The sequence below is a fragment of the Brevibacillus sp. DP1.3A genome, assembly GCF_013284245.2.
GTDB lineage: Bacteria > Bacillota > Bacilli > Brevibacillales > Brevibacillaceae > Brevibacillus.
This window is the reverse complement of sequence record NZ_CP085876.1, coordinates 4592146-4617437: the sequence shown is the minus strand read 5'-3', so window position 1 is coordinate 4617437 and position 25292 is coordinate 4592146. Positions and strand designations below refer to the sequence as shown.

Here is a 25292-nt window from a genome sequence, read left to right as displayed (position 1 = left end):
TTGACTTGTCCCACAAAAAAAACTCCCTGTAATGGGAGTTTCAATGTTAATAACGACGCATCGAATGCATTTGCGTTCTGTGGTGATGGGCCCGCATGCGATGGAAGTGTTCTCTTTCTCGAAAGGTATGATGACGCATGCGATCATGGCGATGTTCAAAAGCTAAAGAGCGATAACGTTCTGCTTGCCTCATGTGGTGATGCATTCGCTGCCTATGATGCTCAATCGGATCCATGACACTCCCCCTTAACGGTTGGTACTTTATAGGATATGAGGACAGCTTCCTGCTTGCTTATGTATGAGTGGATATCGCAAAGAAAGAATGATAAAGAGGCGTAAAGCCTTTAGCTTTCGCCCCGTTCTGAACATGGTGAATTTTTTACTCGATTCGCGGTCTGGTCGGGAAACAGTCTGGTGGCTGCATGCCCTACCGCATCGGAAAGCTTGTAAGATTCGTTCATGTTCTTCTAGCTCATTGACCATGTGGTTCATAAACGTGGTTGGAAGACTGATGGAAATTTTACTGATGAGATGTCTTTCTAGAATATGAAGTTTAAAATCACGGAGTTGTTGGGTGAGCGACGGATTGACCTTGACTCGCAAATGGACATAAATGGTAAAATGCTTGTAGGAGGAGCAGCAGAAAGGGGGGAGAATATGAAGAGACCAATCATAGATATACCAAAGACAGGCAGCGAATGGTTATGGGATGTAGTTGGTTGTTTATTTTTCGTGGGATCGCTACTCTTTTTAGTCTTTGCATGGAATAAGCTTCCTGACGAGGTGCCTGCCCATTACAATGCATTGGGGGAAGTAGATCGCTGGGGATCAAAATGGGAACTGCTTCTTTTACCTGGGATTGGCGTCTTTATCATTTTCCTCATGCAGGTACTCGAAAAACATCCGGAGCTGCATAACTATCCAGGACGCTTCACTGAATTGAATGCCGAGCAGTTTTATTTGCACAGTCGAAAAATCGTGAACCAAATAAAAAATAGCTGCTTAATTATTTTTTCCGTAATCTTGTTGGAGTCGGTTTCCATTGCTCTAGGATGGGGAGGCGGCTTTGGGAAATGGTTTCTGCCGATCACCATCATTGGGATGATCGTTCTGCTTGTGATAGGAATCGTGAAACAAAAAAAGATTCAATGAGAAGAATGAGCGAGGGGTCCTTCTAACGGGAAGGTCCTCTCCTTTGTTTTTGCAACGAAAATCATGAGGACATATGTCCTTCCCTATCCACCTTGCGATCCTTTTTAATTAGGAGCAGATCAGTGTGAGGTGAGAGGATGAAAGGGATTATTTTTGCTATTTTGGGCGGCGTTTTTATTACCTTGCAAGGTGTAGCGAATTCAAAAATCAGTCAGGATATTGGTACTTGGCAAACCGCGACACTTACGCAGTTAACGGGCTTCCTCACAGCTTTTTTACTCCTGTTGTTTTTTCGAGATGGAAAATGGCAGGCATACAGGCGAGTGAAACAGTTATATTTGACAGGTGGGGCATTCGCTGCGTTTATCATTTTTAGCAATGTTACGGCCATTCACCATATCGGGGTAACCATGACGATTTCCGCCCTCTTGATTGCGCAGCTAAGCCTGACTTTTCTCATTGACAGTAATGGGTGGTTCGGTGTCGATAAACAAAAGATGAGGCTGCCGCATTTTATTGGGATCGGGATGATGATTCTGGGGGTACTAATACTGAGGGCCTGATGACGAGAGGGTGAAACAGAGGAATGAAGGAAATCGAAAATCGTGAGCTTTTGCAACAATATCTCCGTGACCATCAGTTAGCGTCTGTTTTTCATGAGCCTTTTTTGCCGCATTTGTCCTTGTTCCAATTTGATCAAGGGGAGCTCATTTGTGCTCAGGGCGAAACGGCCTGTCATCTGTATGTTTTAGTTGAGGGAAAAGTAAAGATTTTTACGACTTCCCCCGAAGGAAAAACCCTGATCCTTTCCTTTAAAAAGCCGCTTGAAGTGATCGGAGATATTGAGTACGTAAGGGGAATTTCTTATCTGAATTCGGTGGAAGCGGCCTCGTCTGTTCAGATGATCGGGATTCATTATCGCTGGTTGAAGAAATACGGTACAGACTACGCTCCACTCCTGCAGTTTTTACTGCAAATCATTACGCATAAATTTTGTGTGAAGTCCAACTCATTAAGCATCAACCTTCTGTACCCAGTAGAAGTACGTTTCGCTCGTTATTTGTTGTCCGTTTCGATAGAAGAGTGGAATTCTGCCAACAAAGAACAGATTAGTACGAGCAATCTCTTGGATGCAGCGAATATGATTGGAACGAGCTACAGACATTTGAATCGGGTCATCCAGCAGTTCTGCAAGGAGGGGCTGATTGAGCGTGCCAATGGATTCCTTCTGATTAAGGATAGGGAAGGTTTAGCTAAAATGGCGAGCGAGACTCCGAACCAATAATGAGACAGGAGTGTCAAAAACATGGTAGTCGGGCTATTTTTCGCGTTAGTGGCTGGCTTGTTGGTCAGCTTGCAAAATATTTTCAACAGAAAAGTAAGTGAACAGGCAGGAACATGGACTACGACGACACTTGTGCTTGGGATGGGATTTCTGTCGTCTTTGACGATGGGGCTCATATTCGAAGGAAATCAGTTGTTTTCGCTTCCAGTTATGCAGCCGTGGTACTGGTTCAGCGGCATGATCGGTGTCGGGGTGGTCTTTTGCCTGGTGCAAGGGATGAGACTGCTTGGCCCAACGTATGCCATCTCCATTGTTCTCACTGCCCAGCTTGGCTTTGCTTTATGGTCGGATTCAATCGGCTGGTTAGGGTTAGTTCAAGTGCCAATTACTTTTACGCAATTGTTTGGGGTTCTGGTCATTGTCGGGGGTGTGATCGTATTTAAACTAGGCGGCGAATGGCAACAGAAACGCTCAATGAGTAAGATGTAAATTTTTTATTGACTTGATTTTAAACGTCATGATAAAATAAAAAATTTTAAATTCGATATTTGTGTTATAATGGTTATAGATTGCTTTGAAGGAGGTGGACGTATGTTTCAAGTTGGAGACAAGGTTTTTTATCCGATGCACGGAGCAGGCGTAATCGAGGCGATGGAGGAGAAAGAATTTCTGGGTGAAAAACACCTCTATTATGTGCTCAACATGCTGCTGAAAGAGTTAAACATCATGGTCCCGGTTGAAAAGATGTCCGCTCTTGGTATTCGAAAGGTGGTCGAAGCCGACATTCTGGAGAATGTTTTGGCCGCCATGCGAGAGGGGCAACGCGACACCGCCTTGAATGCAGCGCAGCGCTACAAGCTTCATACAGAAAAAATGAAGAGTGGCGATATTTACGAGCAATCTGAGGTCATTCGCGATTTGGTTGGTATGAGTAAAGAAAAAGTGTTGGGAACGAGTGACAAAGTGATGCTGGATAATGCGCAGCAGCTACTCATTAGTGAGATCGAATTGGTAAAAGACGTAGATACGGAACAGGCAACAGAAATGCTAAAGCAAGCTGTATGCCCAGAAGAAATGTCTGAGATTGTCCCATAAATATTGTCCAAACAGGGGAAGCAGGGGGGAGTGATTGCTATTGCAATCGCCCCCTTTTTTGTATGTCTGTTAGAGCAACAAGCTGCGATCCAGGGAAAATTCTTGGCGACTGGCAAACTGGTGGTATCCAGCACGTAAAAAGGCTTTGGCCATTGGCGTGTTTTTTACATCGGTATCTGCGCGGATGTACGTTTCTCCTGCTTGTACAAGAACGTCTGTGGCCTGCTTCAGCAATCGATCTATATAGCCGTGTCCTCTTTGCTCGGGGAGAACACCTATGTATCCAATCGTGGCAAAGGTAGGGCTGACCGTAGGCATCAAAAAACCAATAAGCTCATTTTTTGCTGTATAGGCAAGCTGCCACCATTCCGGTTCGTACTTCATTTGTTGTAAATCTTGGAACATTTCCTTTGCTTGGGCTAGTGGGCCTTTTTCCATGCGCTCCTCTGCAATTTGTTGATCGTGGGTGAATTGTGAGACGCGCATGATGGCATCCATAAATGCAGCCTCGCCAACCTCAGGAAGACTGCGATACACGATGGGATCATGCGTTTCGTTTGATGGTATAACAGTTGCATCAATCGGAGCATGCCATTCGAAGCGGTTTGTTTCCCGGCTAATTCGAAAGCCGAGCGCTTCCAGAACATTTCTCCGCTCCTGGTGATCCGTTTGCCATTGGGGAGAGGAGGAAGGTGAATCCAGAACATAACCGATTTTCTCCGAAAGATTCCCTGCCATGAGTGTAAAGACTTCGCGTAAGAAATGAGCACCGAGCGAAGGACATTCTGTTTCTTTCCATGGAAGCTCCCACAATACCAAATCAGTCGCTTGATTACTGCTAGGCAATGTCCAGAAGGCAAGACGACCAGTGATCTCACCCTGTACCTCCAGAACGAAGCACCAGTCCTGACGCATGGCTCCTTGTGTGAACATTTTGTCGAGGTAAGCAGCTACATCATCCTGAACGGACGCAGGATGGTACGGGTAGGCAAGAAATGCAGGTAAATCCTCCGAGTGGATACGGCGAACGGTGATCATGCAGGTCATCTCTCCTTTGTAACTATCTAAAGTAAGTTTGTTAGTTACAAAAGAATTTTACCAAAATGTTCTGTGAATCGTCAATCCGGATCTATAAAGGAAAAGAGGAAGGGTAGGGAGCAAACTGCCCGCTCCCTCGTTTGCTCCGGTGTTATTCAATCAATACGCCCCGCGCTCTACCTATGATGCGGATGGCGCGATTCCACAGCAACTGGAGCTTTTTTCTCTGCAGGGGTCGCCCATACAGATCAGGGCTTTTTAGATACGAACGCATGGGGATGACACGAAAGCATATACGCCCTTGACTTACATATCGTTGCGAAAACGTCGGGATGACCGAAATTTGCTCGAGTGAAATCTGATTCCTCTCATCCTTCTCGACAGTAAATCGCAGGATTGCTCCGCACTGAGATTGATCAAACGAGAGCATTTTCTCTGATGTGAAATTGCCCAATGAATACGCGACTAGTGTTTGTCTCTTGGTTCCGTGAGCAGTCGTGATACTCGGGGTGACAACAGGCTGCAGAACATGTGGATGAGCTCCGAGGATGATATCAGCGCCGTTGTCGAGCAGGCTTTGTACGAGCTGTCGCTGGCGCATCGTTGGTGTATAGCGGAATTCAATCCCAAAGTGAAGGGAGATGATCACAACATCGACGAGAGGACGGACTTTTCTCAGGTCGGATAATATCGTGTCAAGATGAAGAAGTCGGACGATCCATGGCGTATGAGCGGGGATCACCTGCTTGTTTGTCCCGTAGGTGTATGCAAGCATAGCGATGCGAATGCCGTTTACCTCCTTAATCAGGTAGGTATTTGCCTCCTCACGGCTTCGATAGGTTCCGGTATGAGCAAGCTTGTATCGATCCAAAACATCAAGGGTTCGGCAAAGTCCGGTTACTCCGCCATCCAGACAGTGGTTATTCACTGTAGTCAATACGTCAAAGCCAGATGTTTTCAAGTCCCGAGCCAATTCATCTGGACAGTTGAAGCGAGGGTAACCGGTTCGTGCCGAACCGATTTGATAGGGCTGCGTTTTCCCGGAAAAGGTGGTTTCTAAATTGCCAATCGTGAGATCTGCCGCTGAGAGAATCGGTGTCACGGGATGAAACATATCCGTAAAAGTGAATTGATCTGTACCAGGCAGTCTGGCAGTTGCCACCTGTTCTTTCCACATCAGGATGTCGCCTACAGCGGCGATGGTGGCCTTTTTTTTCATGCGCTTCACCTCCCCTCCTACTCTATTCCAGAAGTCGTCCGTCTGATTTGGATAGTAGCGGAACGTTTTCATAGATAATGGTCTATACAGGCTGTCTATGCCGTTCATACAATAGGAAAGCTGATCGAGAGAAGAACGAGGCAAAGGGGTGATGCCCGTGAAAAAGAAGAGAAGAGCTGCTGTACCGGTAAAGACACTGATTCTCGACAAGCCCGTTATCGCTGTGACAGGAAGTGCAGGGAAGACCACGACAAAGGAAATGATCTATACCATCCTGAATCAACGCATGCCCACATATAAATCGATGTACAACAAGAACTTCCTGGGAAATACAAGAGCGCACACCAAAAGAATTCGGGACGAGCACAAGGCCGCAGTGCTTGAGTATGGTATTTATCGACGTGGTCATTTGCGACAGCATTGCAAAATCATACAGCCGTCGATGGGAGTCATCACGAACATTGGCACGGCTCATATCGGAAATTTTGGCGGTGATGCTAGGCAGCTGGCATTAGCAAAAACGGAGTTAATTCGTCATATGAAACCCACGGGAACCATTTTTCTGAATGGGGACTGTCCCTTTTCTCGCGAGTTCATTCAACAGCCTTACCTGGGTTCGTTCACGGGAAAAGTCGTGACATTTGGCAAGGAGCAGGAGGCGGACTATAAGGCGGGGCGAACGAAAATAGAGGGCAATGGGTTTCGATTCGAATGTTCTTTGCGTGGAGAGAAGGAGTCATTTTTTGTTCCTATTCCCGGCGAGCATAATTTGTACAACGCGTTGGCTGCTATCGCAGTCGCGCATACGATGGGGATTCCCGTCGATGATATTCGTCGCGGGTTAAGCCAGTTTCGCGGACAACGAAAACGACTAACCAGCTATCGATTCGCGAATAACATTCAGGTGCTGGATGATACCTACAGCTCGAATCCGGATGCGGCCAAGGCAGCGATTGATGTATTAAGCCAGGTAGGACATACCACAAAGATCGCGGTGCTCGCCAGTATGCTGGAAATGGGCAAATACGACGTGAAAGGTCACGAGGATGTCGGGAAATATTTGAGTCAAAAAAATGTAGACTACTTATATACGCTGGGGAGAAGTGCTAGGTATATTGCCAGAGCAGCGATTCTCTCCGGTTTTCCGGCAAATCGGGTCAGGCATTGTTTGAGCAAGGCAGGCTTGCATCGTCGTCTAGCAAAACAGCTGAAGCCAGATACAGCCTTCCTCGTAAAAGGATCGAATCGGTTGAAAATGGGAGAGACTGTACAATTTTTGTGCAGAGTAACAGCCAATCTAAGCAATCGGAAAGGATGAAAGAGTGGGGACGCCTGAAAGGGTGCGGACAAGGGATTTGCATACAGGCTATTGCGGAAAAAATAGGTGAATGACGGCGGGCAAACGCACATACCATCTGTGCGTTTGCTGCATTTCCTATAGGGAGACTAGTAGGAGGTGACACGTCATGTCATATCAATTTCCCCCTGGCGGTCCAGAAGGTTCCCCAGGTTATCAAGGTTCCCCTGGTTCACCGGGAGGTTTTCCCCCTCCGCCACCAGGTCCTCCACCGAGCAGGACGCCAAGTGCACCGGGAGCAAGAGGCTATGGGGGAACACGCCGGATCGATGCTGGCGGATTTTACCCCTGTTTATATCGTTACACGTATGTTTGGCTGCGAAATGGTCGCTCTTTCTGGTTTTACCCCGTCTATGTCAGTCGTAACTCTGTATCCGGTTATCGCTGGAGAGGGAATCGATGGCAGTATTACGGGACAGACTTGGATCGAATCGCTTATTTTACATGTTGACTCCATTTACGAGCAAAAAGGCCATTCCCGGGGAGGATGGCCTTTTTATTTTGAAGGACTTATTTTATGGAGAGTGAGAAATCCTTGTGATCATGAATGTCTCCTTTTTCCACATGAACCTTCACTGTATAATCTCCGGCAGTGGGGAACTGTACGTTGCCTTCATACTGGCCTGTCGCAGTTTCCGTTGCATCGACGAAGCTGTGCTTCTCGTCATTTCCCAGCCAGAACTCGAATTTGACTGTCGCTTTGTCCAACGCTTTGTTGTCTTTCATCAGATGAACGGTGAGAGCAGCTGGTGTTGCCACTTGAATATTGTCGGCTGGAGAGAAATGATAATCAACTGTTTCACCATTCGCGTGACCTGCCGCCCCATGATCATGTGACTGACCTGCGTCAGCTGGAGGTGCGGATGGCGTTGCCCCAGTCGTCTCGCCAGTCTTGTTGTTTACGGTAAACGGTGTCTTCTGCATATTGTGGAAATCACGTGCCGTTACATGGTAGTAGACAAAATAAGAACCTGGCTCGCTAATGGTTTGTTGGGCCGTGTAGACACCGTCTCCTTGTAGCAAAGCCGGGATCGTTTCATGCTTTTCTTGCCCATCTTTCCACCATTCGAACTTCACTTCCTTGGCATCATCCACGGGTTGGCCATCTTGTGTAACTTTAACGGAGAAGGTAACTGTGTCGCCCGCTACAAGCTCCTTTGGTTCCAATGTAAAGGCAGCCTCGACGGGAGATCCAGGTAGCAAAGCTTGTTGCTCGTTCTCTTTTCCACAAGCGGCTAAAAGGAGCATAAGCATGGATAAGAGCAGAATCATCGTACGTTTCATGTTGGATTACCCTTCCTTCTTCAATTTCAACAGTTCCTGATAAATTTGTTCGGGATCGAAATCGTCTCCCATGCCGAATTTTTGAATGACGGCATTGTTATCATCCACGAGATACGTACTCGATGTATGAGAGATAAATCCATCATCCATCTTATTGGCAAAAAAGCCAAGCGAATTTGTAACCGTTTTGATCGTTGTCTCATCACCCCAAAGCAGGGTCCAGCCTTGTTCTTGTATCCCCAACTGCTTGGCATAGTAGCGCATGACATCAGGGGTGTCGTTTTGTGGATCAATCGTGATGGTCAAAAACTCAACGTCTTGCCCCATCAAGTTTGCTTCGAGCAAGCGCTTTTGTAGCTGAACCATTTTTATCGTTGTCGTGGGACAAATATCCGGGCAACGGGTATAAATCAGCTCTACCAAGCGAAACGTTTTCTTTTGCGGTGCTAGCGAATAGGATTGTCCATCGATGGTTTGCAAAGTCACATCAGGTAATTTCGCCTGGGCGTTTTTGGGCCCGAACCAAACCCAAGAAGCGACAAGAGCAACAAGCACAAGGACGGGTAACAACAAGAGCAACCGTCGGATTCGGATAGCGGTAGCAGGGGCGATATTCACGTGTGTGTGGCGCCTCCTTTCTGTTTCTTTTTGGCTATGGCGTCATGAGGCCGTCCTCTTCCTGATTCTTTTCTTTTCGATACCAGGTAGAGAAGATGTAAGCCAGGACGACTCCGTACGTCAGTTCCTGCATGAGCTTCATCACAATTCCGCCCAGCCGTTGATCCTCGAGAGGGAGAAGAGGAACGGCAAACATCGATTTGTCGATCGGCGTGGAAAAGAATGGAGCGCAGAGCATGGAAGGACCGTCTACATATGTCGTATACAACGGTGTTGCTGAAAAAATAATCAGTGCGCATGCAGGCGTAATTAAAACGCCGTTAGCAAAGATGTAGGCAAGCTTTTGCAGTTCCGACAGACGGTGAATTTCCGGTATCGGTGCGACAACCGGCATCCACATCAAAATCGCAGTCACCAGCAGCAGTAAATGAATCAAATTATGTAGGGCCAGGTTGTTCATTGCCAAGTCTAAAATAACGGGCATGTGGTAAAAAGAGAACAGGGCATTGAACATGAGAATAGCTGGTATCGGGTGACTCGCTATGCGCATGAACAGCTTGAGCCCCCGGCGATAGAACAGACCGCGGATCAACCATGACGGGGTCCCTGCCAAGAGGAGCAAGGGCATTACGAGATAGAGCAACGATTGCTGCAGCATGTGGGCACTAAACAAAAAATGCCCAGCTACGTTCAAAGGACTCCCCATACTAAAGTAAAAACCAAGTAAGCCGAGGGTGAAAAAAGTCTTTTGCTTTCGTGTAACAGGTGTGGAATCTTGAAAAGTTTGGCGTAATGGTCCGGTCAGCGAGAAATAAGCCAGACCGATCAAGAAGGTCAAAAGAATCAGCTCTGGATTCCATGTCGCCCGAAAGCCAAAGGTTTCAGTGAAATAAGTGAGGGTCATGCGATTACCTCCGTTTTCAAGGATTATCCCCAGTACTCATTATAGGCAAATAACTGGAAAAGCCTAATGACTCGTTCGGGCTATTTCTTCCAAGGGAACGGAAAACTTCACATATTTGTCACGTGTGTCCAATATGAAAAGAGCCTCCCGCAAAGAATTGTGGGAGGCTACCAAATGTTATGATTTTTTCTGTTCTTCCAACCAATTTTTCCATTCGCTTGCTTCACGCCCACCGACGAGTCGAGCTACTTCCTTGCCGCCCTTGTAATGAACGAGGGTCGGAGTGAATTCGATGTTGTATTCACCATAGCTGGCGTTAAATTCCAGCAAATTGAGCTTTTTCATATCGATGTCCAAGCTTTTCACGATTGGTACAAGGACGGGGGTAGTTGCTTTGCAATGTTCACAAACCGGGCTGTAAAAGTAAACAAACGCGTCCTCCTGATTATCGAGCTTACCTTTGAGCTCATTAGGCATAATGAGATTATCGTACAGCGGGTCACTCAATTGATCGAGAGTAGCGGGGTGCAAATTGGCTTTACCGTAAGGGTTTCCTTCCGCAAGCTGACGGTTCGAAATGTCAGCGTACACAATCGCACCAATCAGGAGCGCAGCCACAAGGATGGATAGAAAGATGACTTTCTTCATGAATCATTTCTCCTTTGCATTTTTCATAACGATGACAAGCAGGATGCTGATCAAGGTGAAGGCAATGAGAGCAAGGAACGGAATTGTGATAAAGCCTAGCCAGTTAATATAGTCCGTGTTGCATGGTACAATGCCGCAAGCGCTACCCAGATCTTGCAGGGCAGGTATTTTTTGAATCGAGTAATGATACAGCGATGTGAGACCTCCTATGATGGAGAGAATCAAGGCGTACGACGCGATCTTGTCATCTTTCTTCGCGGTGGCAACCCCGAGTAAGATGACGAGCGGGTACATCAAGATTCGCTGGTACCAGCACAGGTCACACGGTATGTACTTTAACACCTCTGAAAAAAACAAACTGCCTCCGGTTGCGATCAGGGAGACTCCCCAAGCGGCAAACATGGCTTGTTCCACGATTTGCTGACGTTTCATATAAACACCTCGTCCATATCTTAACATATTACAAATCGAAAGTAGATTATAAAAAGTAATAATTTGTTGAACGAATGGGCTTGTCTCCCGCATCATACTGGATGCACTACCCGATGCGCTTGCAGCAGGTAGGAGCACCAGTGCGAAAGCTCCCAGTTTTCCGAGCATGATCAGTAGACCCTTACTTGTGGAGAGGATTGCCTATCCCGAATCGGTACGAAAATGGATTGAAGAGAAGGCCATTCGACGAGCATGACGCCTCGCCAATATCCTGCGCCACCATCAATGCCGACGATATTGTCTCTGCGCCAAGGACCGCTGCCTGTGTATTGAGGCAATCCTGGAACAGGGGTATGACCAAAGATGACAGGGAGTTCTCCATCATAATAAAGGTAAAAAGGCTCGCGAATCCATAGTAAATCTTGCGGATTTTGTTCCTGCAAGGGGATGCCGGGTCGAATACCTGCGTGTACCAAAAGTGCGGCTGGAGCTCCTGTTCGCGGATCGGCTGGCAGCTCTATATACAAAGGAAGAGACGACAAGGCTGGCAAAATTGTTGGATAGCGAGAAAGGATGAATTGCCGCGCTTCTTCTTGTTCCTGCATAGAAGGCATCCGGTTAAGAAAAGCTCGCCGAAGCGGGTGATTCCCTAAGAAAGAACGTATGGTGGCATCGCCGCCATTGTAGCGCAGGTATAACTCCGGATTGCCGTTGCCGGATAGCCAATCCTCGAGCATCTGCTCGTGGTTGCCTTTTATGAGATAGATTTGGTTCGGATACGCCTGCCGAAGAGCGAGTAGATCGAGCAATACTTCCTTTGATTCCGGTCCTCGATCAATCATGTCCCCCAATACGTACAGACGATCACCAGCTTGGGACGAGAAGGAAACGTCCCGCAGCGCCTTTTGAAAAGCCTGATTCTGACCATGTATGTCCGAGACTAAATAAGTAGTCAAACAAGTTCACCCTCCTCGAGTACCCGTTTTGCCTTTTAGTAGGATATGTTTGTGTAAAGTGGAGGGTGAAAGGTGTGTCTCTTTCTTGATGGAATAGATGGGTGCACATATTTTGTGAACTGGAATAGAGATGCATAATGAGTCAAATACCCATACGGTGGGAGGATCAAACGACAGATGGCTACTCCCTATCGCGACTATACATCGCCAAATACTCAGTTCACGTACGATATGAGAAATAATCTGTTTTTCAAAAAGGACGATCGGAATTTCATCGATGCCTTGGGGATCGCACAATTAAATACATTGGGCAACAGCTCACTGCTAGATATTTTCCTGACAACGGGAAATGTTGTTGAGCCACACATTCATCAAAATGCAGCGGAACTGGTGTATTGCATCGCTGGTGAGGCCATTGTGTCCTTAATCAATCCTTTTACCAATCAATTGCTCAACTACAATATTAAACCGAGACAAGTTGCCAATATCCCGCAGGGCTGGTGGCATTATGAAATGGCTTTGACAGATGATACGCATCTACTGGCTATTTTTGATGCGCCTGTTCCTGAGGTGATCTTTGGCTCCGATATTTTACGGTTGACTCCAGCAAGTGTGTGGGCACATACGTATTGTTTAGACGAAGCAAAGGTAAAAGAAACATTTGCGCCTCTTACAAAAACAGTTGTGATTGGCCCACCAGTAGGATGTCAGCAGCAAGGGCAGTTGCCAGATAGAGCTGCCGCAAGTCAGTACCCTTACCATGGCTACTCGAGCCAGTTGCCAGACAGTTACGGTTATTACGATGCCAACTATGTGCAGCAGGGTGGGTATGGACAGCACCCAGTCTATCAACAGCCGACTGGTTATTCGCAATATGGCACGAATCCCTACCATACCGGATACCCGCCCCAACCCGTTTATCCATCCTATTGAATGGAAAGACAGCTAGTGTCTTGATGGGCAGGTCTCCCAAATCCGGCATTCTTCTATTACAATCAGGAGAAGAACATTTTCAAAGAAGAAGGGGAGACCATGATGGATCATCTGGCACACTGGTTGCGGACATCTTCCTTTGCAGTTGTATTCACCGGAGCAGGCATGTCGACAGAGAGTGGCTTGCCTGATTTTCGTTCACAGTCCGGGCTATGGCGCGGCAAAGATCCGATGCAACTCGCGAGTACACGCGCAATGATGGAGAATCGGGAAGCGTTTGTGGAATTTTATCAGATGCGTATTCAAGGACTGCTGTCTTGCAAGCCACACGCCGGACACGAATGCTTAGCTGAATGGGAGCGGCTTGGATTGGTTCATGGGATCATTACACAAAATGTAGATGGCTTTCATCAAGCGGCGGGAAGCTTGGCAGTAGCCGAACTCCATGGCTCCCTTGCGAAAATCCGCTGTCTTGCCTGCGGGACCGAATATGCCAATACATATTATCAGGAGGATCAAGGGACGATTTGCGCATGCGGAGAATTTTTGCGTCCGGGTGTTGTCTTGTTTGGTGAATCTTTGCCGCAATCGCAAGTCGATCAAGCCATCTCGTGGACCGAACAAGCCGATTTGTTCATCGTATTAGGTTCTTCGCTTACGGTGAGTCCAGCCAATTGGTTTCCGCAGCATGCAAAAGAAAGAGGAGCCAAACTAGTCATTGTCAATCAGGAACCAACCCCATTGGATGCGTGGGCAGATGAGGTCATCCAAAATGAACGGATCGGCGACGTGCTGCAAAGAGTAGGACAGTCGTTAGGAGAATAAAAGCAGGCGTGCTCGATGAAAAGAGTACGCTTCTTCTGTTTGGGCTCGTTTACATGCCTTATTGCTGGTGACGCTTCCTATTTTATTTTTATACAGGTGTCATTATTACTTAATATTCAATATTTTACCATTAGTGAGATAACATTCCAATATTTGTTCGATCCATTTGAATCACCCTAGAGCTTGCGCGAAAAACATGATACCATCGAGTGTAAGATTCATATGGCTTCTCGATAAGCAAATAGAAAAGTACAGGTGACGTTCATGCAAATATTATCAGTAGAAAACCTCTCCAAAGGCTATGGAGAAAAAGTATTGTTTGAAAACATTTCCTTTCATATTGCCGAGCAAGAGCGCATTGGTCTGATCGGCGTCAATGGTACGGGAAAATCCTCGCTCTTGAAAATCGTGGCGGGCTTGGATACAGCGGATAGCGGGAAAATTGTTCACGCGAATCATTTCCGTGTGGAGTATTTGCCGCAAAATCCCGATTTTGACGAAAACTCCTCCGTACTGGAACAAGTATTTTACGGCGATTCTCCGCTCATTCAGCTTTTGCGTGATTATGAAACTGCGCTAGAGGCTGTTCAGGAATCTCCTGACGACGAGAAAAAGCAGGCGCGATTGTTTGCTGTTCAAAACAGGATGGATGCGGCTGATGCGTGGGAGAGCAATACGCAAGCCAAAATGATCCTGACCAAGTTTGGCCTGCACAATTTCTCACAAAAGGTAGGAGAGCTCTCTGGTGGACAAAAAAAGCGGGTAGCAATGGCACGTGCTCTGATCCAACCAGCAGACCTGCTCATTTTGGATGAGCCTACGAACCATATTGACAATGAGACAGTCGAGTGGCTGGAAGAGTATTTGTCCCGCTACAAGGGTGCATTGCTGCTCGTCACCCATGATCGTTACTTCCTGGATCGTGTGACGAACCGCACGTTTGAGCTGGATCGCGGCAAGCTGTACAGCTATGAAGGCAACTACGCGATGTTTCTGGAGAAAAAGGCGGAGCGTGAAGAAAATGAAGCGGCCGTAGAGAGCAAGCGACAAAATCTGCTTCGACGTGAGCTGGCATGGCTTCGTCGTGGAGCAAAAGCGCGGACGACCAAACAAAAGGCGCGTGTGCAACGGGCTGAGGAGTTGCGAGATAAAGTCGTAGATGGACCTGCTAACAAGATGGAAATGGCACTCGGGGCCAGCCGTCTCGGTAAAAAGGTGATCGAGCTTACAAGCATCCATAAAGCGTACGGTGAGCGAAAACTGATCAACGATTTCAGCTATATTGTCCTGCCGGGTGATCGTGTGGGGATTATCGGGCCAAACGGAAGTGGAAAAACGACACTCTTGAACATGCTAGCAGGAAGAATTCAACCGGATAGCGGTTCATTGGAAATCGGGACGACCGTTAAAATCGCCTACTACACGCAAGATAATGTCGAGATGGACGAAAAGCTGCGCGTCATCGAATATGTAAAGGAAGCAGCAGAGGTCATTCAGACGAGCAATGGCGAGTCAATCACGGCTTCGCAAATGCTGGAGCGGTTCCTGTTTTCGCCGCATATGCAATGGACACCGATTTCCCGCCTGTCTGGGGGAGAGCGCAGACGTCTCTATCTGCTTCGTACGCTAATGGGAGAGCCGAATGTGCTGTTTTTAGATGAGCCTACGAATGATTTGGATATTCAAACGCTCAGTATTTTGGAAGACTATCTCGAGCAGTTCCCAGGGGCAGTTATCACGGTATCGCATGACCGCTATTTCCTCGATCGTACCGTTGACCATTTGTTTGCTTTTGAGGGGCAAGGAAACATCCGTCAATACTACGGCAATTACTCCGAGTATCTGGAAGAAAGACGTCAGGAAAAAGTAACTCAGGTGCAAGAAGCGGATCAACAGGCAGAAAAGACGCAAAGCAACAGCGGGGCTAATCGCGGCAACAACCGCACACGCAAGCTGTCTTACAAGGATCAGAAGGAATGGGATGCGATTGAAGGCAAGATCGCGGCTTTGGAAGAGCGCAGCGTCAAGCTAAAGCAAGAGATTGCAGCGTCTGGCAGCGATTATGGCAAAATTGAAAAGCTCTATGCAGAAGAACAGCAAGTGGCGACAGAGCTGGAGGCAACCATTGAGCGTTGGGCGGAATTATCAGCATTGGTAGAGGAATTGGAGCAAGGGAAATAATTAGTGGCGTAGCCAGTAATTGAGGGCTGGGAAAGCGACGCTTCCACCTGTAGACTAGAGTAGATTACTAGAGTAGAGGAGTCGCTGTCGTTGCCTGCCTATAAGTTAGACCCGGAATGGGTGATGTCTTACCTAGAGCTGCAAGAACAGCAGCTCTCTTCCGAAGTGCATCCAGAGGATAAAGAAGTGATCATGAACAAGATCAGGGAAATGACGTTATCGATCATGTATAAGCAAGCGAGAAGATTTCTTGTATACTTGGAAGCGGATGAAACGGAAGCAGAAAGAACGAAAAAGACTCATCTTATGTAAAGAAGACCCGCCTTGGTTTAAGAGAGGCGGGTCTTTGCATGTCTATGTTTATATTTATTGCTGTCTGATTCGAACGGGCGTACCAATGGGCACGATTTTTGCCAGCGCATTCACGTCCTCATTGAACATGCGAATACAGCCGTGAGATACATACTTGCCGATAGAAGAAGGATCGTTCGTACCGTGAATACCATAGTGTGGTTTGCTTAGTCCCATCCAAAAGGTGCCGAAAGCACTCAAAGGACCTCCCGGATAAGAATTCGGATAGGGGACTTTGTTGATGATGGTAAAATTCCCTCGTGGTGTCGATGTGGCAATTTTGCCCAAGGCAACAGGATAAGAGTGGATGAGTCGGTTTCCATCGAACAGATCAAGACGTAGCTTCGCAATCGAGATGCGAATGTTGTAGGACGGCAGCTTCTTCACCTCCCCCACAGACGATACGAAATGCTGCTCTTACTATGTTATGAAAACCAACGGAACCGGTCCCTTTTCTCTCATGATTAATGTAGTTTGAAATCTAACGAAAACGTATCCGGATAGCGCAGGCCGTCACGATAGAACAAGGTTCGCACCCAGACGTACATCCGTAAAGGAATGGAAGGAAAGACGATGGCCAGCTTACCTTCTTCCAAGACAGGCAAATCGAGCGGGGATTGAATTTCATAAGGGACTCCTTCTTGATCAAGCAACGTTTTGTAATGTTGGGCCTCGCTCCAGCTAACAGGGTAATAAAATGATTTTTCCATCCAATTCCAACACCTTTCCAGGTTTCACTGCTTTCCATTGTATGTAAAACATTTGAGATAAAAAAAGAAACAAACGCCACAGACATTGAAAAATAGGCAGTCCAATTGAGGTTTCAAAAGTGTTGTCGGGGCAAAAAACGTCATGATTTTCCCAGGAAATGCGTGTAAAGTGGAAGTAGCACAAACTGGAGGGACATGGGAATGAAGCAGACGCACTTGCACTTTAACATGCAAATAGGCAGAAAAAAGCCAGTGAGTGTAAACAACACAGAAACGGCTTGTCCTTTTTGTGATCGAAACAGTCTCACAGACGTTTTGGAGCAGCGGGGCTCCATGATTTGGCTCAAAAACAAATTCCCTGTTCTGGAGGATACGCATCAAACTGTTTTGATTGAGTCGGATGAATGCCAAGGGGATTGGTCTGTCTATTCCAATGAGCATGTACGAGCATTGCTGGCATTCGGGGTAGAGAAGTGGCTTGAAATGGAGCAAAGTAAGTCTTATCGTTCTGTTCTGTTTTTCAAAAACCACGGCCCGTATTCCGGGGGGAGCATCCGTCATCCGCACATGCAGATCGTCGGATTACATGACTACAACTATCTGGATCAGGTAAAAGACAGTGATTTTATTGGCATGAGCATCGATCAAGAGGCAGGGATTGAATGCAATCTGTCTACGCATCCGCGTGCAGGTTTTTTTGAATACAATGTCATTCTATCGGACTTTGATCGATTGTCGAAAATGGCAGATTACTTACAAATTTTAGCACATTGGATACTGACTCATGTCAATCCACGTAACCAAAGCTACAATTTTTTCTTTTACCATTGGGGAGAAAAGCTGATCGCCAAAGTAGTTCCGAGATTTGTTACCTCACCTCTTTACGTAGGCTATTCTATTCCGCAGGTCGCCAATAATTTGGAAGAGATGGTCGCTGAGTTGCAACGACGATACTTCTGATCATAGAAAGGGTGCTTACGCTATGACGTATACGATCACGGCAAGAAAAACACTCACCTCAGAGGAACTGGCACAGATTAAAGAATTGGTTGCGATTTGCAATGAGCAGGATGGCATTGATCTCAAAGTAAACCCGGGTATGCTGGAAAAGCGTTCGGGAGAGCATGAAGAAGATTTTGTATGTTATATGGATGGAAAGCTGGTTGGCTTTCTAGGGCTCTACGTGTTTCACGGCGGTGAGGCAGAAGTGAGCGGCATGGTCCATCCAGCCTACAAAAGAAAAGGCATATTCACAGCGTTGCAAGCACAAGCCGCAGATGCATGCAGAAGAAGAGACATTCCGTCGCAGTTGTTTATCGTTCAGCGAGATTCGCAAAGCGGCAAGTCATATATGGAGCGAATCGGCGGGGAATATCAATTCTCGGAATATTGGATGGATTTAGGGGAGAAGCAAAGAGCAACGGTATCTGGGAACGTGCTGCTTCGACCGGAGATCGCCAGTGACTACGAAACATTGATTTGGCTGAACATCCATGGATTTCAAATGGAGGAAGAACGCGCAAGGGAAATGGCCGAAAACATGGCGGGTGATCCCAAGTCCACCACGCATTTGATGATTGTCGATGATAAGGCCGTTGGCAAAATAAGTGTGAACAAGGATGAGAGCAAGGCGTTTATTTATGGATTTTGTGTCCACCCAGATCACCAAGGGAAAGGATATGGACGCCAGGCTTTAGCACAAACAATCGAGATGCTGGGGAAAGAAGGATACCAGAACGTATCACTCGAGGTCGCCTGTGAAAACAGTAATGCTTTGGGGCTGTATGAATCATGCGGCTTTTTTGTAAAGTCGGCCAATGATTACTACAAGCTGGCGTTGTAGCGGGCAAACTGCTTTTGACCATCTCTCAGGTTGGAAAACATATCAGGATACATGCTACGATAGAAGAGAAAGCAAGTGTGCTGTAAAAAGGAGTGACTCACTATGAAACTGTTGTCCATCGAACCGACGCCGAGTCCAAACGTCATGAAGCTGAATGTAGACGAGCGTTTGCCGGATGGGGTCCAACATGTCTATACAAAGAAAGATGCGAGTAAAGCACCAGAACTCATGAACAAGCTCTTGGAGATCGAAGGGGTTACCTCCATTTTTCATACAGCAGATTTTCTCGCGCTGGAGCGAAAGTCCAATGCAGATTGGCAGCGTATTTTGACTGTCGCGCGCGAAGTTTTGCAAGCAGGTGGAGGCGCGGCTGTTCCTGACATGTCTGCGGAGGAAGCGGGGGCATTTGGAGAGGCGCAAGTGTACATTCAAATGTTCCGCGGTGTACCGATGCAGGTTAAGGTGACTATGGGAACGGAACAGATTCGTGCAGCACTGCCAGAGCGTTTTGGACAGGCAGCGGTGCGTGCAGGCTCTGCGTCTCCTAACCTCATCATGGAGCGAAAATGGGTCGAGCATGGCGTGCGCTATGGCGATTTGCGCGAGATTGGCGAGGAGGTCGCATTGGAAGTCGATGCCTCCTATCCAGAGAGCCGTGTGGAAGAAATCGTGGAACAGGCCATGGCGCTTGGTCCCGGGGAAACCCCAGAGCCAGTCGTACGTGAAAAGAAAGTCGTTACGCTGGAGATGCTCGATGATCCGGATTGGCAAAAAAGATATGAAGCGCTGGATCGGATGGAGCCTACCGAAGAGGATTTGCCTGTTTTGGAAAAAGCGCTTCGTGATAGCAAGCCGTCGATTCGCAGGCTTGCGGTTGTGTATCTGGGCATGATCGGTGGCGATAATGTCTTCCCGCTGCTGTTTGAAGCGCTCCGCGATGATTCTGTCTCTGTACGACGCACAGCAGGCGATACCTTGTCCGACTTGGGGGACACGCGCGCGATTCTACCGATGTGTGAAGCGTTGAAGGATAAAAACAAGCTGGTACGCTGGCGTGCTGCTCGCTACTTGTTTGAGGTGGGGGATGAAACTGCCTTGGACGCTTTGCGTGCCGCACAGAACGATCCCGAGTTCGAGGTCAGCTTGCAAGTTCAAATGGCCGTGCAGCGCATTGAAAGCGGCGAGGCGGCTAGCGGTACCGTTTGGCAGCAAATGACTCGCCGAAACGATTAGTTCGCTGTTTCCAATTGGGTAAAAGCCCTCTATCAAGCAGATTATTGCTATAGAGGGCTTTTTTGTCGTGGTTTCGTAGTTGGATATACGGCGAATAGCAGGGCATACTGCTTCAAGAAGAGCGGTAAACAAGTTGGTTCATTAGGTAAATATTGGTATAAGCCAGTATAAAAATAGACACAGTTCAATAATGGTTGACTTCCACCTTATCCATCCCTTAGACTAGGATAGGGTTTAGCTTATGTATTCAACATCGCTAGTGCGTAGGGGAGATTGTGTATGACAACCAATCACTATGACGTTGTTATTGTAGGTGCAGGACTTGCTGGTCTATCCAGTGCCGCCTACCTGTCGTCGAAAGGCAAAAAAGTTGCAGTTTTGGAACGCGGTCAATTGGGTGGACGTGCCGTTACACTGAAGATCAAAGGATTTAACTTCAACTTCGGTGCCCACGCCATTTATGCTCGCGACAGCTCCGTTTTGAGAACGTTTGAAAAAGAATTGGGTCTGAACATCGATTGGCAGGATTTCAATCCGACAAAAGCCAAGTACGATATTGGTAGCGATCTGACTGCAGTTCCGGCGAATGTACAAGGACTTTTCCAAACGAAGCTCTTAAAAGGCATGGACAAAGTATTGTTCACCTTTGAGATTTTGAAAACGATGCTAAAAATGGAGAAAGGCCATCCACATATGTCGATTCAAAAGTGGATGGAGAAAAAGCAAGTCAACGAAGAAGTGCGAGAAATGATGTTGACGCTTGCTTCTTCCAACTTCTTCACACGTGAGCCTGAAAAGATTCCTTCTGACGTTTTCTTTTCTTACTACAGCCGTTTGTTTACAACGAATAAACCGGTATCCTATATCGGCGGCGGCTGGCAAGCATTGATCAATGAATTCGTGCGTGTGATTGAAGCAAATCAGGGTACGATTCTGATCAAAACCAAAGTAGAAAAGTTCCAAGTAGAGAATGATCGTGTGGTTGGAGTGGTGACACCGGAGGGAGAATTTACGGCGGATGAATTTATTTGCTGTATTCCGCCGAAGGAGATGGCGAAGGTCTTTGCGGAGACGCGCCTGGAACATGCGATTGCACAGCATGCTGAATACGAGCCAACTGTTGTTATGGTGTATGACATTGGCTTGAAAGAGCGTATTGACGTACCGTTCTCCTACATCTACGAAAAAGCAAACAATATTTTCATTACCGATATTTCGTATTATGACCGTACTTGTGTACCTGAAGGCGGGCAGTTGCTGCAGGCGACTGCTTACATGCGTCAGGATGAAGTAGGGAACAAGGAAGCGGCTGAAATTCGCAAACAAGAGATTGAAAACCTGTATGACAAGCATTTCCCAGGCTGGCGTGAGCAACTGGTTGTGCCGCGCGTTTCTGCTCGTGCAATTGTACAGGAGATCAAATGGACCATGAATCAGAAGCCAATGCCTACTTTCCTGCCAGATTATCGCAACCTGTTCTTTGCGGGTGACTGGTGTGAAGGACAAGGCCAGCTGTCTGAGCTGTCTTTCTCTAGCGCGATGAACGTTGCCAAGCTGATTTTGGAAAAAGAATAGGTTAATGACGAGCGGGTGTTCCTTGGAGAAAGGAATGCCTGCTTGTTTTTTCTCATTCAACGTTTCAAAGAGAAAAGCCCGCCAATGGAGATGGCAGGCCACATGGATTACGCTTTCTGACTATATGCGTGATAAACGAGATTGCCGATTTGCGCCATGACGTCGGCAGCATCTTTTTGCTCGAGTCCCTTGTTTAAAATGGACAAGGTGACAGCATGAGAACCGATGTAGAGGATGCCAACATCATGCGTGATTTTGGTCACAGAGCCAGTCTTGCTGGCGAATTCCCATTTCGGAATCATCCCGATCACATCACCGTCTGGGTCAGGCAAAAGGGAAGGGATGCGGTCACGATGCTGCTGAGACTTCAAGATGGCGACCATTTTCAAACAGCTGTCGTAGGAGATCACTTTTCCTGTTGCCAAATATCGGAGGTGGCTTCCCATGTCTTTTGCCGTCACTTCATTGTATCCTTCCAATTCAGCTGGGACGACCATGAGCTTGTTGTAGAAGTGACTGTTTGTCATTTCTGTTTTTTGCATTGCGTTGCGAATGCTCTCTGTTCCGACGAGATCAATCATCATGTTCGTCGCCGTATTGTCGCTTTGGATGATCATCAGGGTAACCAGGTCACGAATCGTAAATTCAGTGCCGGGAGTCATATGCTGAAGAACACCTGCACCGCCAACGAGATTCTCTGCACGCAGCTTGATTTTGTCCTCCAAGGCAAACTTGCCAGCGTACGCCTCAGCAAAAACAGCTGTCATGATCGGGACTTTGATCACACTGGCTGCATAAAAGCGTTGATCTTCGTTGAGGGATAATGTTTCACCGGTTTGCAAATCTTCGAAAAAGATTCCCCATTCCCCGCCAGCGTCCTTGATCAGGCTGGATATTTGGGCAAAAAGACTGGATAACATGTAGACCCATCTCCTTTTGTTTCGATGTAGACAAAATTTTCTCAAGATAATATTATTTAGTCATGCTCCTAACAATCAAGAAGAATTATTCCTAAGATGGGGGTTTTGCTGTTGCATAAGTGGAAGAAACTATCATTTTGTGCTGTTCTGTTAACCAGTTTAGCATTCGCTGGTTGTGGAACACCGCAAGCAAGCACCACGGGGGAGACGACAGGTGCGAAGCAGGAGCAGAGTAGCGCCCCCCAAACGATGCAGGTCAACCTGAATTCTGGTGAGCCCAGCACGATCGACCCTGGACTGGCAGAAGATATCCCTTCGATGTCTGTTGCCCGTGCAGCATTTGATGGCCTCCTGCGCTTGAATGAAAAAGGCGAGCTGAAAGAGGCGGTCGCAGAGAAGTACGAGGTTTCCGCTGATGGTCTCACGTACACCTTCCATCTGCGGGAGTCCAAATGGACCAATGGAGATCCGGTTACCGCTCATGACTTCGAGTACGCATGGAAACGGGTTCTCGACCCGAAAACCGCATCCGGTTACGCGTACCAGATGTACTATTTGAAAAATGGGCAAGCTTTTAACGCCAACAAGGCAAAAGCCGAAGATGTTGGTGTGAAGGCAACTGACGACAAGACACTGGTTGTTACGCTGGAAAACCCGGCACCGTTTTTCCCGGAACTGGTTGCATCTGTTACCTATTTCCCGGTTAACAAAAAAGCGGTTGAGGGCAACAAAGAATGGGCTTCGAAGCCAGAGACGTACCTGACAAACGGGCCATTCAGCTTGAAAAATTGGGAGCATAAATCAAAGATCGAACTCGAGAAGAGCGATTCTTACTGGGATAAGGACGCTGTCAAATTGTCCAAGCTGACCTTGAACATGATCGAGGATGCCAATACGGAGCTTTCGATGTTTGAAAAAGGTGATCTGGATTGGGCAGGATCACCACTGGGCGATTTGCCACTGGATGCGTTGGATGCTCTGAAGCAATCCGGAAAGATGCAAGCTCAAGCGACAGCGGGTACGTACTGGTACATTTTCAATACGACGCAAAAGCCGTTTGACAACAAAAAGATTCGTCAGGCATTTGCTACGGCAGTCAATCGTCAGGAAATCTCCGATAATGTCGTACCATACAAGAGCACGCCAGCGACGGGTATTCTCCCGCCAACTATGGCACTCACACCAGAGGGCTACATCAAAGACGGCGACATAGAAACCGCGAAGAAGCTCTTGGCAGAAGGCATGAAAGAAGCGGGGATCAAAGAGTTGCCACCGATCACGATTGCATACAATACGTCAGAGGTCAATTCACGTATTGCGACAGTCATTCAGGATCAATGGCGCAAAGCATTTGGCATCGAGGTCAAACTGGTAAACAAAGAGAACAAGGTTCACCGTGAGGACATGAAGCAAGGAAACTTCACTATCGGTCGTGGTAGCTGGATTGGTGATTTCAACGATCCGATCAACTTCTTGGAAGTCTTCAAGGGTGGACTGAATACATCTAAATGGGAAAACAAGGAGTTCCTCGATTTGCTCGCGCAGTCTGCCAAAGAAGGGGATGTAGCAAAGCGCAAGGAAATCCTCAAGAAAGCTGAACAAATCGTCATGGATGAAATGCCTGCGTTGCCAATCTACTATTTCACCTATGCGTGGGTGAAGCAAGATAGCGTAAAAGATGTGGTAGTAGATGCACTCGGGTTCATCGACTTCAAGTACGCTTCCAATCAAAAGTAATCATGAGTCTATAAGGGAGTGACTGGCGTGCGTCCGATCATTGGTGTGGCATGTACGAAAATGTATTTTCCGAAGAACGATCTCGACCAGTTTTTCTATGTAAGTTCAGGCTATGTGAACGGAATTGCGCGCAGTGGCGGTACTCCACTGATCTTGCCATTGCTGACGATTCAGGAAGCTCCGTTTCGTGAGATGATCGAATCGCTGGACGGCTTGATTTTGTCCGGCGGTGAAGATCCTGCGCCGCATTTGTACGGCGAAGATCCGCTGCAAGGGCTGGGCGATATCAATTACGAAAGAGACATCACAGAGCTTGAGATTATCAAGATTGCGCTGGAGCTGAAAAAGCCAACCCTGGGCATTTGCCGCGGGATGCAAATTTTGAATGTGGCGTGTGGCGGCACCCTTATTCAAGATATCCCGAGCCAAGTACCAGGAGCATTACAGCATGCGCAGAAGGGTTCACGGCAATACGGGGCGCACAAGATTACTTTGCAACCTGGCTTTGTAGCGGATGCCCTTGGAAAGACAGAGGTGCTCGTGAACACCTCTCACCACCAAGCAGTCAAAGACATAGCACCGGGCTTCAAAGTCACAGGATGCGCGGCTGATGGTGTGATTGAGGCGATGGAAAGCCTCGACGGGCTACATGTGGGCGTACAGTGGCATCCAGAACGGATGTGGGCACACGACGACGACATGTTGAAGATTGCCGAGGCATTTGTTGCTCGGGTAAAGCAGTTGAAGCTGCAAGCGACTAACTAGAATAGAAATGAGAGAAACCGTTCTGGGATTGCCCAGAGCGGTTTTTTGCATGCAGGAGGGCTTCCTAATCTAGTGAAAAAGGGCGTTTCAACCAGACTGGTGCAGTACTGCAACCAAACTAAGAGGCCACTATAGGGTGATCAAAAGCAGGCGTAAAACATGAAGGTGATGGTAGGGCCTCACGTATCGCAGCGGACACGTGGGGTCTATTAGTGTTAGCGTGGTGAAACA

The 25292-nt window shown here is 47.4% G+C and carries 29 protein-coding genes and 1 pseudogene; 18 read left to right on the top strand and 12 right to left on the bottom strand.

The window, feature by feature from the left end:
• The first annotated feature begins 43 nt into the window (after positions 1 to 43).
• The gene (locus HP399_RS31030) at positions 44 to 166 is read left to right on the top strand and encodes a hypothetical protein (protein WP_255653722.1); all 123 of its coding nucleotides are present in this window, start codon (positions 44 to 46) and stop codon (positions 164 to 166) included.
• Positions 167 to 429: 263 nt separating this feature from the next.
• On the opposite strand, the pseudogene HP399_RS21065 reads toward HP399_RS31030, so the two are convergent.
• A pseudogene (locus HP399_RS21065) lies at positions 430 to 579 on the bottom strand (DUF2935 domain-containing protein); the annotation flags it as partial.
• 78 nt (positions 580 to 657) lie between these two features.
• On the opposite strand from HP399_RS21065, the gene HP399_RS21060 reads away from it, so the two are divergent.
• From HP399_RS21060 to HP399_RS21040, 5 genes are all read left to right on the top strand, one after another.
• Positions 658 to 1152: a DUF1648 domain-containing protein gene (locus tag HP399_RS21060; RefSeq protein ID WP_173620615.1), complete on the top strand. Its 495-nt coding sequence runs from the start codon at positions 658 to 660 to the stop codon at positions 1150 to 1152.
• 137 nt (positions 1153 to 1289) lie between these two features.
• The gene (locus HP399_RS21055; protein ID WP_173620616.1) at positions 1290 to 1715 is read left to right on the top strand and encodes a DMT family transporter; all 426 of its coding nucleotides are present in this window, start codon (positions 1290 to 1292) and stop codon (positions 1713 to 1715) included.
• A gap of 23 nt (positions 1716 to 1738) precedes the next feature.
• Positions 1739 to 2437, top strand: coding sequence for a Crp/Fnr family transcriptional regulator (locus HP399_RS21050; protein WP_173620617.1), 699 nt, complete (start codon positions 1739 to 1741; stop codon positions 2435 to 2437).
• Between the two features lie 21 nt (positions 2438 to 2458).
• Positions 2459 to 2926: a DMT family transporter gene (locus tag HP399_RS21045; RefSeq protein ID WP_173620618.1), complete on the top strand. Its 468-nt coding sequence runs from the start codon at positions 2459 to 2461 to the stop codon at positions 2924 to 2926.
• Positions 2927 to 3028: 102 nt separating this feature from the next.
• On the top strand, positions 3029 to 3532 hold the full coding sequence (locus HP399_RS21040; protein WP_173620619.1) for a CarD family transcriptional regulator: 504 nt from the start codon (positions 3029 to 3031) through the stop codon (positions 3530 to 3532).
• 69 nt (positions 3533 to 3601) lie between these two features.
• Here HP399_RS21040 and HP399_RS21035 read toward each other — a convergent pair whose 3' ends face one another.
• A complete protein-coding gene (locus HP399_RS21035; protein WP_173620620.1) occupies positions 3602 to 4570 on the bottom strand; it encodes a GNAT family N-acetyltransferase in 969 nt (322 codons plus the stop codon).
• 151 nt (positions 4571 to 4721) lie between these two features.
• Positions 4722 to 5789: a CapA family protein gene (locus HP399_RS21030; protein ID WP_228088302.1), complete on the bottom strand. Its 1068-nt coding sequence runs from the start codon at positions 5787 to 5789 to the stop codon at positions 4722 to 4724.
• Positions 5790 to 5940: 151 nt separating this feature from the next.
• Between HP399_RS21030 and murF the strand changes: the two genes are divergently transcribed.
• Positions 5941 to 7107 carry a UDP-N-acetylmuramoyl-tripeptide--D-alanyl-D-alanine ligase gene (gene murF, locus HP399_RS21025; RefSeq protein WP_173620622.1) on the top strand — a complete coding sequence of 389 codons (1167 nt, stop codon included), beginning with the start codon at positions 5941 to 5943 and terminating at the stop codon, positions 7105 to 7107.
• Between the two features lie 148 nt (positions 7108 to 7255).
• Entirely contained in the window at positions 7256 to 7597 is a 342-nt protein-coding gene (locus HP399_RS21020) for a transporter (protein WP_173620623.1), read from the top strand.
• A 59-nt stretch (positions 7598 to 7656) separates the two neighbouring features.
• Here the strand turns inward: HP399_RS21020 and HP399_RS21015 are convergent, their stop codons facing one another.
• The 6 genes from HP399_RS21015 to HP399_RS20990 form a co-directional block, all read right to left on the bottom strand.
• Entirely contained in the window at positions 7657 to 8430 is a 774-nt protein-coding gene (locus HP399_RS21015) for a FixH family protein (protein WP_173620624.1), read from the bottom strand.
• A 6-nt stretch (positions 8431 to 8436) separates the two neighbouring features.
• Positions 8437 to 9048, bottom strand: a complete 612-nt coding sequence (locus HP399_RS21010; protein WP_173620625.1) for an SCO family protein — start codon at positions 9046 to 9048, stop codon at positions 8437 to 8439.
• A gap of 34 nt (positions 9049 to 9082) precedes the next feature.
• Complete coding sequence (gene ctaG / locus HP399_RS21005) at positions 9083 to 9952, bottom strand: cytochrome c oxidase assembly factor CtaG (RefSeq protein ID WP_173620626.1); 870 nt, start codon at positions 9950 to 9952, stop codon at positions 9083 to 9085.
• 177 nt (positions 9953 to 10129) lie between these two features.
• Positions 10130 to 10600, bottom strand: coding sequence for a thioredoxin family protein (locus HP399_RS21000; RefSeq protein ID WP_173620627.1), 471 nt, complete (start codon positions 10598 to 10600; stop codon positions 10130 to 10132).
• A 3-nt stretch (positions 10601 to 10603) separates the two neighbouring features.
• Positions 10604 to 11032 carry a disulfide oxidoreductase gene (locus HP399_RS20995; protein WP_007727820.1) on the bottom strand — a complete coding sequence of 143 codons (429 nt, stop codon included), beginning with the start codon at positions 11030 to 11032 and terminating at the stop codon, positions 10604 to 10606.
• Positions 11033 to 11202: 170 nt separating this feature from the next.
• On the bottom strand, positions 11203 to 11988 hold the full coding sequence (locus HP399_RS20990; RefSeq protein ID WP_173620628.1) for a metallophosphoesterase family protein: 786 nt from the start codon (positions 11986 to 11988) through the stop codon (positions 11203 to 11205).
• Between the two features lie 177 nt (positions 11989 to 12165).
• On the opposite strand from HP399_RS20990, the gene HP399_RS20985 reads away from it, so the two are divergent.
• The 4 genes from HP399_RS20985 to HP399_RS20970 all read left to right on the top strand — a co-directional run bounded on the left by HP399_RS20985 (position 12166) and on the right by HP399_RS20970 (position 16239).
• Positions 12166 to 12921, top strand: coding sequence for a cupin domain-containing protein (locus tag HP399_RS20985; protein ID WP_173620629.1), 756 nt, complete (start codon positions 12166 to 12168; stop codon positions 12919 to 12921).
• A 102-nt stretch (positions 12922 to 13023) separates the two neighbouring features.
• Positions 13024 to 13746, top strand: a complete 723-nt coding sequence (locus HP399_RS20980) for an NAD-dependent deacylase (protein ID WP_173620718.1) — start codon at positions 13024 to 13026, stop codon at positions 13744 to 13746.
• Positions 13747 to 14010: 264 nt separating this feature from the next.
• Positions 14011 to 15927, top strand: a complete 1917-nt coding sequence (locus HP399_RS20975) for an ABC transporter ATP-binding protein (protein ID WP_173620630.1) — start codon at positions 14011 to 14013, stop codon at positions 15925 to 15927.
• Between the two features lie 90 nt (positions 15928 to 16017).
• Positions 16018 to 16239: a hypothetical protein gene (locus HP399_RS20970; protein ID WP_007727805.1), complete on the top strand. Its 222-nt coding sequence runs from the start codon at positions 16018 to 16020 to the stop codon at positions 16237 to 16239.
• 54 nt (positions 16240 to 16293) lie between these two features.
• On the opposite strand, the gene HP399_RS20965 is transcribed toward HP399_RS20970, so the two are convergent.
• Positions 16294 to 16665, bottom strand: a complete 372-nt coding sequence (locus HP399_RS20965) for a L,D-transpeptidase (protein WP_173620631.1) — start codon at positions 16663 to 16665, stop codon at positions 16294 to 16296.
• Between the two features lie 77 nt (positions 16666 to 16742).
• Positions 16743 to 16988 carry a hypothetical protein gene (locus HP399_RS20960; protein ID WP_007727802.1) on the bottom strand — a complete coding sequence of 82 codons (246 nt, stop codon included), beginning with the start codon at positions 16986 to 16988 and terminating at the stop codon, positions 16743 to 16745.
• A gap of 201 nt (positions 16989 to 17189) precedes the next feature.
• On the opposite strand from HP399_RS20960, the gene HP399_RS20955 reads away from it, so the two are divergent.
• The 4 genes from HP399_RS20955 to HP399_RS20940 all read left to right on the top strand — a co-directional run bounded on the left by HP399_RS20955 (position 17190) and on the right by HP399_RS20940 (position 21639).
• Positions 17190 to 17948, top strand: a complete 759-nt coding sequence (locus HP399_RS20955) for a DUF4931 domain-containing protein (RefSeq protein ID WP_173620632.1) — start codon at positions 17190 to 17192, stop codon at positions 17946 to 17948.
• Positions 17949 to 17970: 22 nt separating this feature from the next.
• Entirely contained in the window at positions 17971 to 18831 is an 861-nt protein-coding gene (locus tag HP399_RS20950; RefSeq protein WP_173620633.1) for a GNAT family N-acetyltransferase, read from the top strand.
• A 102-nt stretch (positions 18832 to 18933) separates the two neighbouring features.
• Complete coding sequence (locus HP399_RS20945) at positions 18934 to 20064, top strand: virulence factor (RefSeq protein WP_173620634.1); 1131 nt, start codon at positions 18934 to 18936, stop codon at positions 20062 to 20064.
• A 279-nt stretch (positions 20065 to 20343) separates the two neighbouring features.
• Positions 20344 to 21639, top strand: a complete 1296-nt coding sequence (locus tag HP399_RS20940) for a phytoene desaturase family protein (protein ID WP_173620635.1) — start codon at positions 20344 to 20346, stop codon at positions 21637 to 21639.
• A gap of 107 nt (positions 21640 to 21746) precedes the next feature.
• On the opposite strand, the gene HP399_RS20935 is transcribed toward HP399_RS20940, so the two are convergent.
• The gene (locus HP399_RS20935) at positions 21747 to 22559 is read right to left on the bottom strand and encodes a serine hydrolase (protein ID WP_173620636.1); all 813 of its coding nucleotides are present in this window, start codon (positions 22557 to 22559) and stop codon (positions 21747 to 21749) included.
• Positions 22560 to 22670: 111 nt separating this feature from the next.
• On the opposite strand from HP399_RS20935, the gene HP399_RS20930 reads away from it, so the two are divergent.
• Together HP399_RS20930 and HP399_RS20925 are read left to right on the top strand one after the other, a co-directional pair.
• Positions 22671 to 24296, top strand: a complete 1626-nt coding sequence (locus HP399_RS20930) for a peptide ABC transporter substrate-binding protein (protein ID WP_173620637.1) — start codon at positions 22671 to 22673, stop codon at positions 24294 to 24296.
• Between the two features lie 27 nt (positions 24297 to 24323).
• The gene (locus tag HP399_RS20925) at positions 24324 to 25061 is read left to right on the top strand and encodes a gamma-glutamyl-gamma-aminobutyrate hydrolase family protein (RefSeq protein ID WP_173620638.1); all 738 of its coding nucleotides are present in this window, start codon (positions 24324 to 24326) and stop codon (positions 25059 to 25061) included.
• Positions 25062 to 25292: the final 231 nt, after the last annotated feature.